Below are 14976 nucleotides of genomic sequence, written 5' to 3'. Positions count from 1 at the left end.
TTTATTTTGTCAAGGTTTGCACAAGCACCCCAAGAGTAGCTAACGAAGTCGTGATTCCTAATATTTCTGATACTGTCAATCTCTTTTTATTTTCCTCTTTTTCTGGAACAAAAATAGTTGCTCCTAGCGCTAATTTGGGATACCATTTGAAAAACAAAAAAGTCCGTGTAGTTTTGATATCCCCATTTTGATAGACAACATAGGTTTTAGATTTTTTAGCTTTTTCGGAGAACCCCCCTGAACCATTAATATAATCTTTTAAACTTCTGGTTGAATCAAATTGCACCAAACTAGGGGACAATACCATTCCTGTAACATTTACAGTTTGTTTTTCAGATGGAATAATTAATTCGTCCCCCTCTTCTAATAATAAATCAATCTGGGAACCAGGAGCCTTTAAAATTAAGGGTAAATTTATACCAATTTTTGCTGTAGTTTGTTCGGTCAACTCTTTTGAAATTTCCTTCCCCAATTCAGAAGTATTTTCAAGAGTTGCTCCAATATCTTCTTTATTCCCAATGGTTTTTCTACTGAGATAAGCTCCTTCTAAATAAGCAAATATTGTCAATCCTCCAGCCCTGTTTATTAGGTCTGAAATCCGTTCATTTTTATCTTGTAACACATACTTTCCTTCATAATAGACCTCTCCTTTCACACTAACCGTTTTCTGAGCTGTATAGCCTTTTGCATACCGAACACTCACAATATCAAAAGGTTTCAAATAAAAGGGTTCACCACTAGTAATTTCTAAATTTTTAGCTGAAGAAACAGAAAACACCGTGCTTAAGGTCCTAAAACTACCATCTTTCAACCTTCTAGAAACACTTATCTGCTCTGGATCTGCACCTTCCTGAAGACCTCCTGACATTGCAATAACATCTTCAATTTGCAAGTTGTCGATAAAATCGATCGTTTGTTCTGTATTTACAGCACCTGATACTGATATAGTTCGATTCTCCCTTAACTCATCTTTTCTAAAAATTCGAATATCATCTCTCGCCAAAAGAGGAATGGTTGTTGCTCCATTTATAATCGCTTGAACAGAAAATGGAATATTTTCTTTTTGGGTATCGTCATAGGTTCTTACCAAAATACCTCTCGACAAAAAAGCTTCTGGAGTTACTCCCTGAGCCTTTTCTATGAGGTCTTTTAAACTTAGTCCCTCATTAAATTCAAAATTTCCAGGTCTATAAACTGCACCCTCGATAGAAATTTTGTTTTCGTAGGTATCCAATACTTCCTGAATGACCAATCGGTCTCCAGATTTCATTACAAAGGTGTCTGCTTGGCTCAAAGCAACTTCCTTGACTTCTTTTTGAGTTCCATTCAAACGCTCAACCACTAATAAACTGGTGTAGGATTTTGAGGTAAAACCTCCAAAATAATCAATTAAATTCGCCAGGGTTTGTTCTTGGGTCAACTCATAAATTCCAGGTCTTTTTACTGCTCCCTCTACAGTAACTAAATTCTTATACGGTCCAACCAACAAGACATCTTGATCTTGTAATTTTAAATTTCCTTTTTGAGTTCCATTTAATAAATATTCATAAACGTCTAATGTCGCAACAGTTTCATCTTTCCGAACTAGTTTAATTTCTCTAAAAGTTCCTAATTTTGTGGGCCCTCCCGCTACATACAATGCGTTTAATACGGTAGACAAAGAGTTCAATGAATAGGTGCCAAGGCACCTTCACTTCTCCAATTATATTGACTTGAACTGTTCTGATTTTTGATACTGTAACATTGGTCTCAATTTTATTGTAACTGTCCTTGGAAGCTCCAATTCCAGCATGTTTTTTTTTGAGTTTGGCAATAATTTTTTTACTGGCAACTTCCAAACTAAATCCGTTGACATAAATAAAACCCACTCCATTAATTTTGATGCTTCCGTTATTGTTTACGGTTGTCTTGTAGGTTATTTCTGAGGCCCCCCATAAATCGATCATCAGTTCATCTCCAGGACCAATCTGATAATTATCAGGGACCGCTAAATTCACGCTCGGAGTAAAAGTAACCTTCGAATTGTTGAAGAAATCATACCCAAAAAGCAAGGTCTCTTTTTGGTCTTTATCATCCATTTCGCCTTCTTTTATTCCAAAAGAATCATTGAATGATTCATCGTCATCATCGTTTACTTTAAGAATTTTACTTTCAACAGCTTTGATTGAACTTAAACTATTTACCCTTGTTTTAAATTCATCAATTTTAGTTGCTGAAATCCCTTGGGCTTTTCCAAGAACCTCAACTTGCTCAAGGCTGTACCCCTTTTTCTGAATGGCATCCCAATACGAAGCAATTTGGTCATCGGACAAGGTGCTTATCTCTATATTTTTTAACTGACTAACATCTTGTCCATGAATTATTGAGGAACAAAACACACATAAAATCACTACTAATAATTGAATTTTCTTTTTCATTTTCTCTATTGTTAATTTTGCAAAAGTACTGATTTTTATTCTTTATCTGTGATTCAAAATTTCATTTTCTGTTTAAAAAAAACATTACCATTTCCTTAAGACTCATTCATCTAATCGCCCTATTTATTCAAAATAGTTATTTGTAGAATACCCTCCCTGTTTCAAATATTGATCTTTCTGCATTAATTTCACATCTGATTGCATCATGTCTTTTACCAACGATGCCAAATCATGTTGGGGCACCCAACCTAATTTTTCTTTTGCTTTGCTCGGATCTCCTATTAATAAATCTACTTCCGTTGGTCTAAAATAAGTAGGATCTATCGATACTACTTCTTTTCCTAATTCAATTTGAAACAAAGGGTTCGTACAGTATAGAACAGTCCCTTTTTCATTTACTCCCTTACCTGTAAATTCCAATTCAATCCCTACTTCTCCAAAAGCCATTCTTACAAATTCTCTTACTGTCGTAGTTTTTCCTGTGGCGATGACCCAGTCTTCCGGTTGCTCAGCTTGCAATATCATCCACATCATACGGACATAATCTTTAGCGTGCCCCCAATCTCGTTTGGCATCTAAATTTCCTAAATAGATTTTCTCCTGTAACCCTAGGGCAATTCTTGCTGTCGCTCTTGTAATTTTACGAGTTACAAAGGTTTCTCCTCTTCTAGGGGATTCATGATTGAATAAAATACCGTTACATGCAAACATATTATAGGCCTCTCTGTAGTTTTTAGTAATCCAAAAGCCATAGATTTTTGCAACACCGTAGGGTGATCTTGGATAGAATGGTGAATTTTCATCATAAAATCCTTTGGCGTTTTTATTCTCTGGCATTCCTCCATACAATTCTGAGGTTGAGGCTTGATAGATTCTCGTTTTCTTTTCTAAACCTAATAAACGAACCGCTTCTAAAATACGTAAAGTTCCCAATCCGTCGACATTCCCAACGTATTCTGGAGTATCAAAAGACACCTTCACATGAGACATCGCTCCTAAGTTATAGATTTCATCGGGCTGACATTCTTCTACAATCTTGGTAAGATTCATTGCGTCTGTTAGATCTCCATAATGCAATTTTAACCGTTGATTCGGATGGTGAGGATCTTGATACAAATGATCTATTCGATCTGTATTTAATGATGAAGATCTTCTTTTGATTCCATGCACTTCATACCCCTTTTCTAATAAGAGTTCTGCTAAATAAGAACCATCCTGTCCTGTAATCCCTGTAATTAATGCTACTTTCATATTTTATTTATTTCTAAATATTCAAACTTTGACTTGACCAGTCTTAGTCTTCGTCTTAGCCTTCGTCCTTACCCCTTACGTTAACCTCACTTCCTTTATGTTGTCAATATTCTCTAAAAACCATTGATAGGTTTTTTGTATGCCGTCTTCTAATTCTGTTGAATAGCGCCATCCAATTTCTTTCATTTTGGAAACATCCATCAATTTCCTTGGAGTACCATCTGGCTTACTGGCATCCCAAAGAATCTTTCCTTGATGCCCTGTAACCTTTTGGATCGTTTCAGCCAATTCTTTTATTTTAATGTCTTTTCCAGTCCCTATATTGTATAGATATTCTGGTAAATTATTTTCTAAGGCATAGATCACCGCCGCTGCCATGTCATCTACAAACAAAAACTCTCGCATTGGAGTTCCGCTTCCCCAGAGCGTTACCTCTGAATGATTATTTATTTTAGCCTCATGAAATTTCCGCAACATTGCTGGCAATACATGCGAGGATTGCAAGTCAAAATTATCAAATGAACCGTACAGGTTGGTAGGCATTAAACTCACATACTCTTTGTTGTATTGTTTGCGTATCGCTTGGCATGCTTTTACTCCCGTAATTTTTGCTAATGCATACCACTCATTGGTAGGTTCTAAAGAATCTGTTAGTAGGTATTCTTCTTTTAACGGTTGTGGAGCAAACTTCGGGTAGATGCAAGAACTCCCTAAAAAAATAAATTTTTCTATTCCAACTTTAAAAGCACCGTCAATCAAATTATTTTGAATGAGCATATTCTCCATTAAAAATTGATATGGAAAATCATTATTGGCAAGAATTCCTCCAACTTTTGCAGCAGCATCAATCACAACTTCAGGTTGCTCTTCTTGATAAAAATCTGAAACTGCCTGTTGGTTTCGTAAATCTAATTCTGCACTAGTTTTTCCAATAAGATTTTTGTACCCTTTAGATTCTAATGCTCTCCAGACAGCAGCACCTACCATTCCTCGATGTCCCGCAATGTATATTTTTGTGTTCTTATTCATTATATATAAACTTCTAATGCTTCGAAAGTCCCTAGTGTGCTAATTTCAATTTTCTTACACATTGCAGGCACTAAAACAGTCTCTCCTTTTTGCACCATTTCTTTATTTCCATTTATTGAAATCACTCCTTCCCCATTTACGCACATATACACAACAAATGAGTCAATCTCTGAAACATCTCGAACCCAATGTGAAGTGTCTAGATTGATTTTATTTGTGGTAAAATAAGTTCCGCTATAAATCTGATTAGGGGTATGAAGATTGTTTTCATACGCTAATTTACATGAACCTATTTTAGAAAAATCAAGTGCATCTAGAGCCAATTCTGTATGCAATTCTCTTGCAACACCTTCACGATCAGTTCTGTTCCAATCAAAAACTCGATAGGTAATGTCGGAGGTTTGTTGAATCTCTGCAATTAAAATTCCTTTTCCTATGGCATGAATGGTTCCTACTTCAATAAAAAAAGCGTCCCCCTTGGTCGCATGGTCTTCATGAATCAACTCAACTAGTTCTCCGTTGTCAAGTGCCTTGATATACAAGTCTTTGTTTAACTTACAGACAAAACCTGCGTATAGTTTAGAATCTGGATCTGCTTCCATGACATACCACATTTCTGTTTTTCCAAATGAATTGTGTCGCTTTTTAGCCAATGCATCGTTTGGGTGCAATTGGATTGATAAATCTTCCTTAGCATCAATAAACTTAAACAATAAAGGAAATTCAGTTCCAAACTGTTTGTATATTTTTCTCCCAACAAAAGATGATGTAAATTGTTGAATTAAATCTACTAATGTTAAACCTTTGAATTCCCCATTTGCCACCACTGAAATACAGTTTTCTACGCCAGAGAGTTCCCAACTTTCACCAATTTTCTGAGCACTTGATTTTTTATTGAATTGCGAAGTCAGCTTTTCTCCTCCCCAAATTTTTTCTTGCAAAATAGGGACAAACTTAATTGGATAAAGGTTTTCTACTCGCATCATTATTTACCAATTCTAAGATATTCAAATCCTTTAGCCTCTAAATCGTAGGCAATATATTGATTCCTTCCATCAAAAATAATTGGATTCTTTAATTGCTCCTTGATTTCCTCAAAATCTGGAGAACGAAATTCTTTCCATTCAGTTAATAAGATGAGTGCATCTGCATTTTGTAATACTTCATATTTTGATTGAACGTAGCTTACATTTTTAATATCTTTCAAATAAAAATGTTGGGACTCTTCCATCGCTTTGGGATCATAGGCCTGGATAGCAGCACCTCTTTTAACCAATTCTTTGACCACATAAATGGCGGGTGCCTCTCGCATATCATCTGTACCTGACTTGAATGCCAAGCCCCACAAACCAAAAGTTAACCCAGACAAATCTTCGCCAAAACGGTGTACTACTTTGTCTGATATCACGAATTTTTGTGCATTGTTCACCTCCTCTACCGCAGTGATCAATTTTGCGTCATACCCCTTTTCTTTAGCAATGGTTGAAAGTGCTTTGACATCTTTTGGAAAACAAGCTCCTCCATAACCAACACCTGGATAAATAAAACTATACCCAATTCTCTTATCTGAACCAATTCCTATTCTTACCTGATTCACATCTGCTCCTACTCTTTCACAAATATTTGCAATCTCATTCATAAATGAAATTTTGGTTGCCAACATTGCATTTGCAGCATATTTGGTCATTTCCGCAGAACGTATGTCCATAGTAATAAAACGATCATGAGACCTAAAAAAAGGACTGTAGAGTTCTTTCATGACCTCAAAAGCGCTCGCATTATCAGCACCTATCACAACTCTGTCTGGCTTCATAAAATCATCAATAGCAACTCCTTCTTTTAAAAACTCTGGATTGGAAACTACATCAAAATGAATATCTACACCTCTTAACGTTAATTCCTTTTGGATAACCGCTCTAACCTTATCTGCCGTCCCAACAGGAACAGTTGACTTGTCAACCACAACTATTGATTTTTGCATGGTTTGCCCGATCGATTTCGCAACCTTCAAAACATACTGTAAATCTGCAGCACCATCAGCACCCATTGGAGTTCCAACAGCAATAAAAACAATTTCAGACTCCATAACTGCTTCTGCAATTTCTGTAGTAAAAAATAAGGTTTTGTTTTGTGCATTTTTCAGAACCATTTGCTCAAGACCAGGTTCAAAAATGGGAAGTACTCCTAGTTCAATTTGTTTATTTTTTCAGCATTGTCATCAACACAGATCACATTATTTCCCATTTCTGAAAAACAAGCCCCTGAAACCAATCCGACATATCCAGAACCAACAATTGTGATATTCATTTTAAGTGAATTATTTTTTTAAATTTTCTTTTTCCTGGACCTCTTTTCTTAATCCACTGCTTGAAAAACGATGCTCTCTTTTGTTAAAGTAGAGCTCTATTCCCTTTTCTTCACAATAACTTCTTCCTGTAAAAGATATATCTTTATATTCATCTCCAATAATTCGAACGTCAATTTTAAAAGCCCTTAACACATCTTCTAAATCCTGTTCAGTGGTATAAGGAATAATTTCATCGACATAGATACAGGCTTTTAACTGAATATAGCGTTCTACTACCGACTGTACTGGTTTGTTTTTTTCTGGACGATCTACTGAAGGATCTGTTTGAAGCGCGCAAATCAAATAATCACATTGACGCTTGGCTTCTTCCAACATTTTTACATGCCCTGCATGAAATAAATCAAAGGCACTGAAAGTGATTCCAATTTTCATTTTTTTTTATTTAAAGATAAATAAGGTGTAAAATGTAAGAAGCTAGCATAGCTTTTACACTACAAATATAACGGTTTTAATCACAAATAAAAGGGTGCTTTTCTCCCTTGCTACTGATAACAGCGTTGCGAATATCATGAACAATTTCTATAGATTCTCGAACATCAGACAAGCCAAAACCGTTCCCATTCAAAATGTGCTGATAGCTTTTGGTATGCAATTCGGTAAACCCCTCACTAAACTCAAGCTCTTGGTTGTCAATAGAAATTGACCGAAAGGTTCTTTGCCCTTTTTGTTTCACTGTATCGGGCAAATCCGTTTCATCAATAGATAAAAACCAACGAACTCTTGCATTTTCAAATTCCAAATATCCTGCTGCTTTATGATTCTCCCTAAGGTGTACCGTATTCTCTTGAACTTTTCCAAAAACCCATGAAAGCATGTCATAAAAATGAACTCCAATATTCGTAGCAATCCCTCCTGATTTACTTTCATCTCCTTTCCATGAAATGTCATACCACTTCCCTCTCGAAGTGATATAGGTTAAATCTATATCGTATTTCTCATTCTGAATCTTTGAATCTACTTTGGCTTTTAAAGCACTAATAGCTGAATGCAATCTCAATTGTAAAATGGTATAGATATTTCCAATAGATTCTCTTTCGATGGCCTCTAAAGCATCAATATTCCATGGATTTAGAACGATTGGTTTCTCACAAATTGCATGCGCTCCACTGCGCAAAGCCATTCGGATATGAGAATCGTGCAAATAATTGGGGGTGCAAATACTTACATAATCAACCTTAATATGCTCGTTCCTTTTTAATTTTTCTAGATGGCGATCAAAACGCTCAAACTCCGTAAAAAAGTCTGCTTTTGGAAAATAGGAATCCATCATACCAACACTGTCAAACTTGTCCAAAGCAGCTATTAAATTATTATTGGTGTCTTGTATCGCTTTCAAATGTCTTGGTGCGATATAGCCCGCGGCCCCTAGTAGTGCAAAATTCTTCATCTTATAGTCCTTTATCTTTTATTTCTTTGGGAAGAAAATTCTTTACATCATAAACCACTGAGGTTTCTTTTTTTAGAAGTGCAATATCCAACTCTCTGAATACATCATGGGATACGGTTAAGATTATCGCATCAAACTTTTCAGAGGGAACTTGTTTTGTTGAAATCAACCCATATTCTTTTTTCACTTCCTCAACCTTTGCCCAAGGGTCATATATTGTAGTCTCAACCCCATATTCTTGCAAGGAATTGACTACATCTACAACTCTCGTGTTTCGCAAATCAGGACAATTTTCCTTAAAAGTAATTCCTAAAATCAAAATACTTGATTTGGCAATATGGATGTTCTTTTGAATCATCAATTTGACAAGCTCCGAGGCAACATAGGTCCCCATACTCTCATTCAATCTTCTTGCAGCAAGGATGATTTCTGGATTGTAGCCCAATAGCTGTGCTTTTTCTGCCAAATAATAGGGATCAACCCCAATACAATGTCCTCCAACCAAGCCTGGCGTGAAGGGTAAAAAATTCCACTTAGTTCCAGCAGCTTTCAAAACATCGTGAGTATTGATATCCATGAGATTGAAAATTTTTGCAATTTCATTTACAAAAGCAATATTGATGTCCCGCTGTGTATTTTCGATTACTTTTGCTGCTTCGGCAACTTTGATTGTGGGTGCTAAATGGGTTCCTGCAGTAATTATAGATCGATAGAGAGCATCTACAACTTTACCAATTTCTGGTGTAGACCCCGAAGTCACTTTCAATATATTCTCTACGGTATGCTCTTTGTCTCCTGGATTAATTCTTTCAGGCGAATAGCCTGCATAAAAATCTTTATTGAATTCTAATCCAGATATTTTTTCTAAAACTGGAATACATTCTTCCTCGGTAGCTCCCGGGTACACGGTAGATTCATAGATAACGATATCATCTTTTTTTAGCACAGAGCCCACCAGTTCGCTTGCCTTTACCAAAGGCGCTAATACGGGCTTAAAGTTTTCGTCTACCGGTGTTGGTACCGTTACAATATAATAACTACACCCTTTCAGGTGTGCAATGTCAGTAGTGCAAAAAAGACCCGTTGCTTCCGAAATGTGCTCTACAAGTACATTGCTTAAAGATTCCTTGGAAACCTCGTTGGTCGTATCTAGCCCCTTCATGAGTTTAGAGACTCTTTCGCTATCAATATCGAATCCTACAACTGAATATTTGGTAGCAAAAAGTCTTGCCAATGGTAAACCTACATACCCTAACCCAATAACAGCGATTCTCTTTTTTTTCATGTAATCCATTTTTTCTACACCAACCTACAGACTCTTTTCCCTTTTTCAGAAAGAAAACCGAGGGCAAAATTTAAGAACTCTTTTTATTTTCAATTAATGTTTCTGAATACGTTATGAAGACTACAGTTTTCATTATTGTGAATAAAAATTTAGCTGTGTAAATATACACTATTTGAAATGACCAAAAAATTCTGAAAACAAAAAAATCCTTCACAAAATGTGAAGGATTATACTTAAGTGGGCAATGAGGGATTGTAGATCCCTAGTGTACCCCATTTTAAAATAGCAAAAGCCAACTAGCTTCGCTAGTTCCATTTATTATTCAATACTTTTCACAAATAAATTTACGACAGTTTTGAATAAAAAAAAGTCTTACATTTCTGTAAGACTTTTGCTATCATCTGTGGGCAATGAGGGATTCGAACCCCCGACCCTCTCGGTGTAAACGAGATGCTCTGAACCAACTGAGCTAATTGCCCTAAGCGGTTGCAAATATAGTACTGATTTTCATTCTACCAAACAAAAAAAGAACTTTTATTTAAATTATTTCTGCAACGACAAACGTACTCCCTCCAATATAAATCATATCATTCTGATTTGCATTTAGTAAGGCCTCTGAATAGGCTTTTTCTACCGATTCATATTTTTTTCCTTTAAGATTAAATTCACTTGCTTTTTCCTGTAAAATAACTTCTGAAAGCCCTCTCGGAATGTTGGGTTTACAAAAATAATAGGTAGCCTTTGTTGGAAACATCGGTAAAATACGCTCTAAATCTTTGTCAGAAACTACTCCCAACACAAAATGTAGGCGGCTATAAGATAGGTTCCGTAGCTGATTCAATACAATTTCTAAACCTTCTTTATTATGAGCTGTATCACAAATTACCATAGGCTGTTCTTTGAGAATTTGCCAGCGACCTTTTAAATTGGTGTTCTGCGCTACTCGTAAGAGTCCATTTTGAAGCTGTTCGCGGGAAACATCAAACCCTTTTAACTGCTCAATGGCAGCTAGGGCGGTCAGCACATTTTTTTTCTGATAATTGCCCAATAAATCTGTTTTGTAATGAGTTGTATTTTCTGAAGCGAACACAATGTTCGAAGTTGTTTCTATTGCTTTATTCAAAAAAACAGCTACGACTTCTTCCTGCCTTTCTCCAATAACCACAGGAACGTTTTCCTTAATGATCCCTGCTTTTTCAAAGGCAATTTCGGGTAAGGTTTCTCCAAGAAACTGGGTGTGGTCAAAACCAATATTTGTGATTACTGCAACTTCGGGAATGATGATATTTGTTGAATCCAGTCTTCCTCCCAAGCCAACCTCAATAATTGCAATATCTACCTGTTCATTTGCAAAGTAATCGAATGCCATTCCCACTGTCATTTCGAAAAAAGACAGTTGTTGTTGCTCTAAAAAAGTTTTATTTTTTTCAATGAAAGTGACTACTTTTTCTGAGGGAATTTCCTCTCCATTGATTCGAATTCGTTCTGTAAAATTTTTCAGATGAGGAGAGGTATACAGACCTACTCGATAGCCCGCTTCTTGCAAAATAGATGCCAACATATGACTCGTAGACCCTTTCCCGTTGGTTCCTCCTACATGAATGGACCGAAACTTTGTTTCTGGTGCATTCAACTCTTTAGAAAATGCAATAATGTTGGTTAAATCTTTTTTAAATGCACTTGTGCCCTCCCTCTGATACATAGGCAATTGAGCAAACATCCAATCTAAGGTTTCTTGATAATTCATAAGTAGTTGACTACACCTATTATGTAAAAGTGCTGATTTTGAAGTGCAAATGTAAGTGTTTATTTAGTCAATGAAAACTTATAAATGATGGTTCCTGTTTGAAGAGGTGGAGCTTTAGCATCTGAATTCCATGTTGTTTTTAATGCTGCTTCTTTAGCAGGTTTCAACAAACAAGGCGCCGTATTGGTAGAACCTTTAACTCCTGGAATGGCACTTAGTACTCGTCCGCTATTATTAACAGTAATTTTCACAACAACAATTCCCTCTTCTTCACAATCGGGTTGTTCTTTGGGTTTAGAGACTGCTTTTCTTCCTGCCAAATTATAGTTTTCTCCAGATCCACTCTCGATATTCCCATAATAGGAATTCGAATCAGGGTCCCCATTTTCTTTTCCTTTGAGCCCTTCAATAGAATCATCCCCTTCTCCTTTAGGCTTTCCATCAGACGAATTTCCATTCAATAAATTTGCCAAGGCATCAAGTGCTTCTTGAGAAGGTTTTGGTTTCAATGCTTCAACGGGTTTTGGTGTTTCAGCAACTTCTTTGATAGGTTTTACCACTTCTTTGGACGAATCATTTGTGATAATCTCCTCAACGGACTCATTCTTTAGAGCTTCAGTATCGGTTTCCGTATTCTCAGATACTTCATTCGATTTTAGAGGCGCTTCTTTAGGCGATTCCAAAACAGGAACTCCACTTCCAGCCTCTGAATTTCCAAAATTGATTGCCAATCCATATTCTTCTGGAGGATCAAGATATTGCATCCCATAATTGAAAATCCCCAAGAGAAAAATCATCAGAATGACAGCCGTAATTGCGGCCGATTTTCGTTTATGTGGACTATCTAAAACTGACATTTTATTTTCCTTTTACTGCTAAAATCATTTTTAATTTATTCCTATTAGCAATATCTATTACTCGCATTACATTTTTATATGGTACATCTTTGTCTCCCCGAATGATGATGGTTTTTTGCTGATTGGGCCCTGCCTTTCTTAAAATTTCGGCCTCCAATTCAGAAAAACTCACTTTTGCTTTATCAATGTAAAATATAGATTTACTAGTAATGGTTACCGCTACAGAGGTACTGTTTTCTGTCTTCCCTCCTGCTTTAGGCAACAAAACATCTATGGCACTTACGGTCACTAATGTTGACGTAAGCATAAAAAAGATCAACAAAAGAAAGACAATGTCTGTCATTGATGACATATTGAAGGTCGGATCTACTTTATTTCTTCCTCTTAAATTCATATTCGATGTGAAAGGTTTTAGGTGCTCATCAGAAGTTTACAGGGCTGAACTTGAAACTTGTTTTTTTTATACAGGCTCGTTTAACAAATCTAAAAACTCTACAGACTTTGCTTCCATTTGATAGACAACCTTATCGGTCTTCACTACCAAATGATTGTAGGTAATATAGGCAATGATTCCAACAATAAGTCCCCCGACGGTGGTCGTCATCGCTGTATACAAACCGTCCGAAAGCATTTTAATATCAATTTGCCCTCCCGCATTTGCTATTTCGTGAATCGCAACAATCATTCCAATTACAGTTCCTAAAAAACCAATCATGGGGGCAACACCAGAGATAGTCGCCAATACACTTACATTTTTCTCTAATTGATAGACCTCTAATTTCCCTGCAGTTTCGATAGCGGTATTGATGTCTTCCAATGGTTTTCCAATTCGTGAAATTCCTTTTCCGATCAAACGTGCAGTAGGGGTGTTTTTACTTTTGCAAAGCGCATCCGCAGCAGCCAATTTCCCTTCAGAAATAGATTCTCTAATTTGATTCATGAAATTTTCATCAATCTTAGATGCCGATTTGATGGCAAAAAAACGTTCAAAGTAAATATAGAGTGCAACTGCCAACAATACAAATAGGATGGCAATAATGATTTGACCGCCCAGGCCTCCATCCATAATTAAACTATAGATTGAAAGTGTTTTTTCTTTGGGCACAAGCTCTTCTAATACTTGGGTATTTTCTTGAAAAAATAATATCATATAACTGTTTTTATACACTATACTCTTAACGAGCGTTCTCCTTTAAAATTGTCTACTAAAAAATGCCATCTTACAAATATGCAAAATGACATTCTATATGGATAAGGCGTTTTTTAAATAAACATTCTAATTACTACAAAAGCTGCAGAACCGACCAAAAATCCGATCAAAGCCAACCAAGAAATTTTCTTGATATACCAGAAGAAATCGATTTTTTCCATTCCCATGGCCACAACACCTGCAGCGGAACCTATGATCAACATACTTCCTCCAGTACCCGCAGAAAATGCGATAAAGTGCCATAGCGGATTGTCTAATGATTCTGAAAACATCCCTAAACTTGCAGCTACTAGAGGCACATTGTCAATTACAGCAGATCCTATACCGAGTAAAATCACAACAAGATCAGAAACGTTAGTTCCATCAATTTCAGTCCCCACTAAAGGAATTCCTTGCTTTAAACTTTCCGCGAAATTAAATAGAATACCCAATGACTCAAGCGCTGCAACAGCCATTAAAATTCCTAAAAAAAATAAAATACTTGGCATTTCAATTTTTGAGAGTGATGCGTGCACTGGACTGTGATGCGCATGTGCATCTGACTCTTCAGAATTATAATCGCTTAAAGAAAATTTGGCTCTACTATAAATTTCTGCAAAAGTAGCCACAACCCCTAACGACAACATCATTCCAACATACGGAGGCAAGTGGGTTACTGTTTTAAAAACAGGAACAAATAAGATTGATCCCAGTCCTAAATACAACATTCTACCACTGTGCGGACTTTTTGGTTTTTCAACTTCATTGGGATCAAATTCAATATCTCCTTTGAAGGCTGGTAAAAAAGTAGCAATAAAAGTGGGAACTACCATACATAAAAGCGAAGGGATAAATAAATAGGTAAACAACATACCTGTACTTACTTTATCTCCAATCCACAACATTGTAGTCGTAACATCTCCGATTGGTGAAAAAGCCCCCCTGCATTTGCTGCAATAATAATCATCCCTGCAAACCAAATTCGATCTTCTCTTGCTTTGACAATTTTCTGTAAAATAGAAATTAGAACGATGGTCGCTGTCAAATTATCAATAATTGCAGATAAAATAAAGGCCAATATGGAGAACATCCATAAAAGTTTCTTTTTTCCTTTGAAACCAACATATCCTTTAATGGTAGAAAACCCATCAAAATAATCGATAACCTCAACAATAGTCATAGCTCCTAAAAGAAAAACCAAGATTTCGGCAGTTTTTCCTAAATGATGTAGTAAGGTTTCTTCAACTAGGTGTAACTTATCTTCATGCAACATAGAGGCAAAACCCTCAACTAAACCATGCTTACTAGAATCAAACCAATTGGAAAAACTATCAATTCCTAAAGCAACAATAGCCCAACAAAAGGCCATCATTATTAGGGCAGGGATTAGCTTATCCAATTTTAAATTGTGTTCTAAGGTGATTGCTAAATAACCTACAATAAATA

The 14976-nt window shown here is 36.2% G+C and carries 12 protein-coding genes, 1 tRNA gene and 2 pseudogenes; all 15 read right to left on the bottom strand.

Annotated elements, in window-relative coordinates:
• Nucleotide 1 precedes the first annotated feature (1 nt).
• Nucleotides 2-1660: an SLBB domain-containing protein gene (locus RRF69_RS09120; protein ID WP_316939488.1), complete on the bottom strand. Its 1659-nt coding sequence runs from the start codon at nucleotides 1658-1660 to the stop codon at nucleotides 2-4.
• Complete coding sequence (locus RRF69_RS09115) at nucleotides 1599-2417, bottom strand: polysaccharide biosynthesis/export family protein (protein ID WP_316939487.1); 819 nt, start codon at nucleotides 2415-2417, stop codon at nucleotides 1599-1601. Before RRF69_RS09115 ends, RRF69_RS09120 begins: the two co-directional genes overlap by 62 nt.
• A 123-nt stretch (nucleotides 2418-2540) precedes the next feature.
• Nucleotides 2541-3668, bottom strand: coding sequence for a GDP-mannose 4,6-dehydratase (gene gmd, locus RRF69_RS09110; protein WP_316939485.1), 1128 nt, complete (start codon nucleotides 3666-3668; stop codon nucleotides 2541-2543).
• Between the two features lie 75 nt (nucleotides 3669-3743).
• Nucleotides 3744-4697 (bottom strand): GDP-L-fucose synthase, encoded by a 954-nt coding sequence (locus RRF69_RS09105; protein ID WP_316939484.1) that lies wholly within the window; start codon nucleotides 4695-4697, stop codon nucleotides 3744-3746.
• Nucleotides 4697-5683 (bottom strand): type I phosphomannose isomerase catalytic subunit, encoded by a 987-nt coding sequence (locus RRF69_RS09100; protein WP_316939483.1) that lies wholly within the window; start codon nucleotides 5681-5683, stop codon nucleotides 4697-4699. Before RRF69_RS09100 ends, RRF69_RS09105 begins: the two co-directional genes overlap by 1 nt.
• Nucleotides 5683-7004, bottom strand: a pseudogene (locus RRF69_RS09095) (UDP-glucose dehydrogenase family protein). Before RRF69_RS09095 ends, RRF69_RS09100 begins: the two are co-directional and overlap by 1 nt.
• A gap of 10 nt (nucleotides 7005-7014) precedes the next feature.
• Nucleotides 7015-7437 carry an adenylyltransferase/cytidyltransferase family protein gene (locus tag RRF69_RS09090; protein ID WP_316939482.1) on the bottom strand — a complete coding sequence of 141 codons (423 nt, stop codon included), beginning with the start codon at nucleotides 7435-7437 and terminating at the stop codon, nucleotides 7015-7017.
• A 76-nt stretch (nucleotides 7438-7513) separates the two neighbouring features.
• On the bottom strand, nucleotides 7514-8452 hold the full coding sequence (locus RRF69_RS09085; protein WP_316939481.1) for a Gfo/Idh/MocA family oxidoreductase: 939 nt from the start codon (nucleotides 8450-8452) through the stop codon (nucleotides 7514-7516).
• A gap of 1 nt (nucleotide 8453) precedes the next feature.
• Entirely contained in the window at nucleotides 8454-9737 is a 1284-nt protein-coding gene (locus RRF69_RS09080; protein ID WP_316939480.1) for a nucleotide sugar dehydrogenase, read from the bottom strand.
• Between the two features lie 404 nt (nucleotides 9738-10141).
• Nucleotides 10142-10216: transfer RNA gene (locus RRF69_RS09075), tRNA-Val, on the bottom strand.
• 59 nt (nucleotides 10217-10275) lie between these two features.
• Nucleotides 10276-11484 (bottom strand): folylpolyglutamate synthase/dihydrofolate synthase family protein, encoded by a 1209-nt coding sequence (locus RRF69_RS09070; RefSeq protein ID WP_316939479.1) that lies wholly within the window; start codon nucleotides 11482-11484, stop codon nucleotides 10276-10278.
• Between the two features lie 59 nt (nucleotides 11485-11543).
• Nucleotides 11544-12341, bottom strand: coding sequence for an energy transducer TonB (locus tag RRF69_RS09065; protein WP_316939478.1), 798 nt, complete (start codon nucleotides 12339-12341; stop codon nucleotides 11544-11546).
• A gap of 1 nt (nucleotide 12342) precedes the next feature.
• On the bottom strand, nucleotides 12343-12735 hold the full coding sequence (locus tag RRF69_RS09060) for a biopolymer transporter ExbD (RefSeq protein ID WP_316939477.1): 393 nt from the start codon (nucleotides 12733-12735) through the stop codon (nucleotides 12343-12345).
• Between the two features lie 66 nt (nucleotides 12736-12801).
• Nucleotides 12802-13491: a MotA/TolQ/ExbB proton channel family protein gene (locus tag RRF69_RS09055; protein WP_316939476.1), complete on the bottom strand. Its 690-nt coding sequence runs from the start codon at nucleotides 13489-13491 to the stop codon at nucleotides 12802-12804.
• 113 nt (nucleotides 13492-13604) lie between these two features.
• Nucleotides 13605-14899 (bottom strand): annotated as a pseudogene (nhaD, locus tag RRF69_RS09050) (sodium:proton antiporter NhaD).
• Nucleotides 14900-14976 lie beyond the last annotated feature (77 nt).

This window comes from Polaribacter sp. HL-MS24, assembly GCF_032758595.1.
In the GTDB taxonomy this organism is placed as follows: domain Bacteria; phylum Bacteroidota; class Bacteroidia; order Flavobacteriales; family Flavobacteriaceae; genus Polaribacter.
Note: the sequence above shows the minus strand (reverse complement) of the source record. Positions and strands in the feature narration are given on the sequence as shown.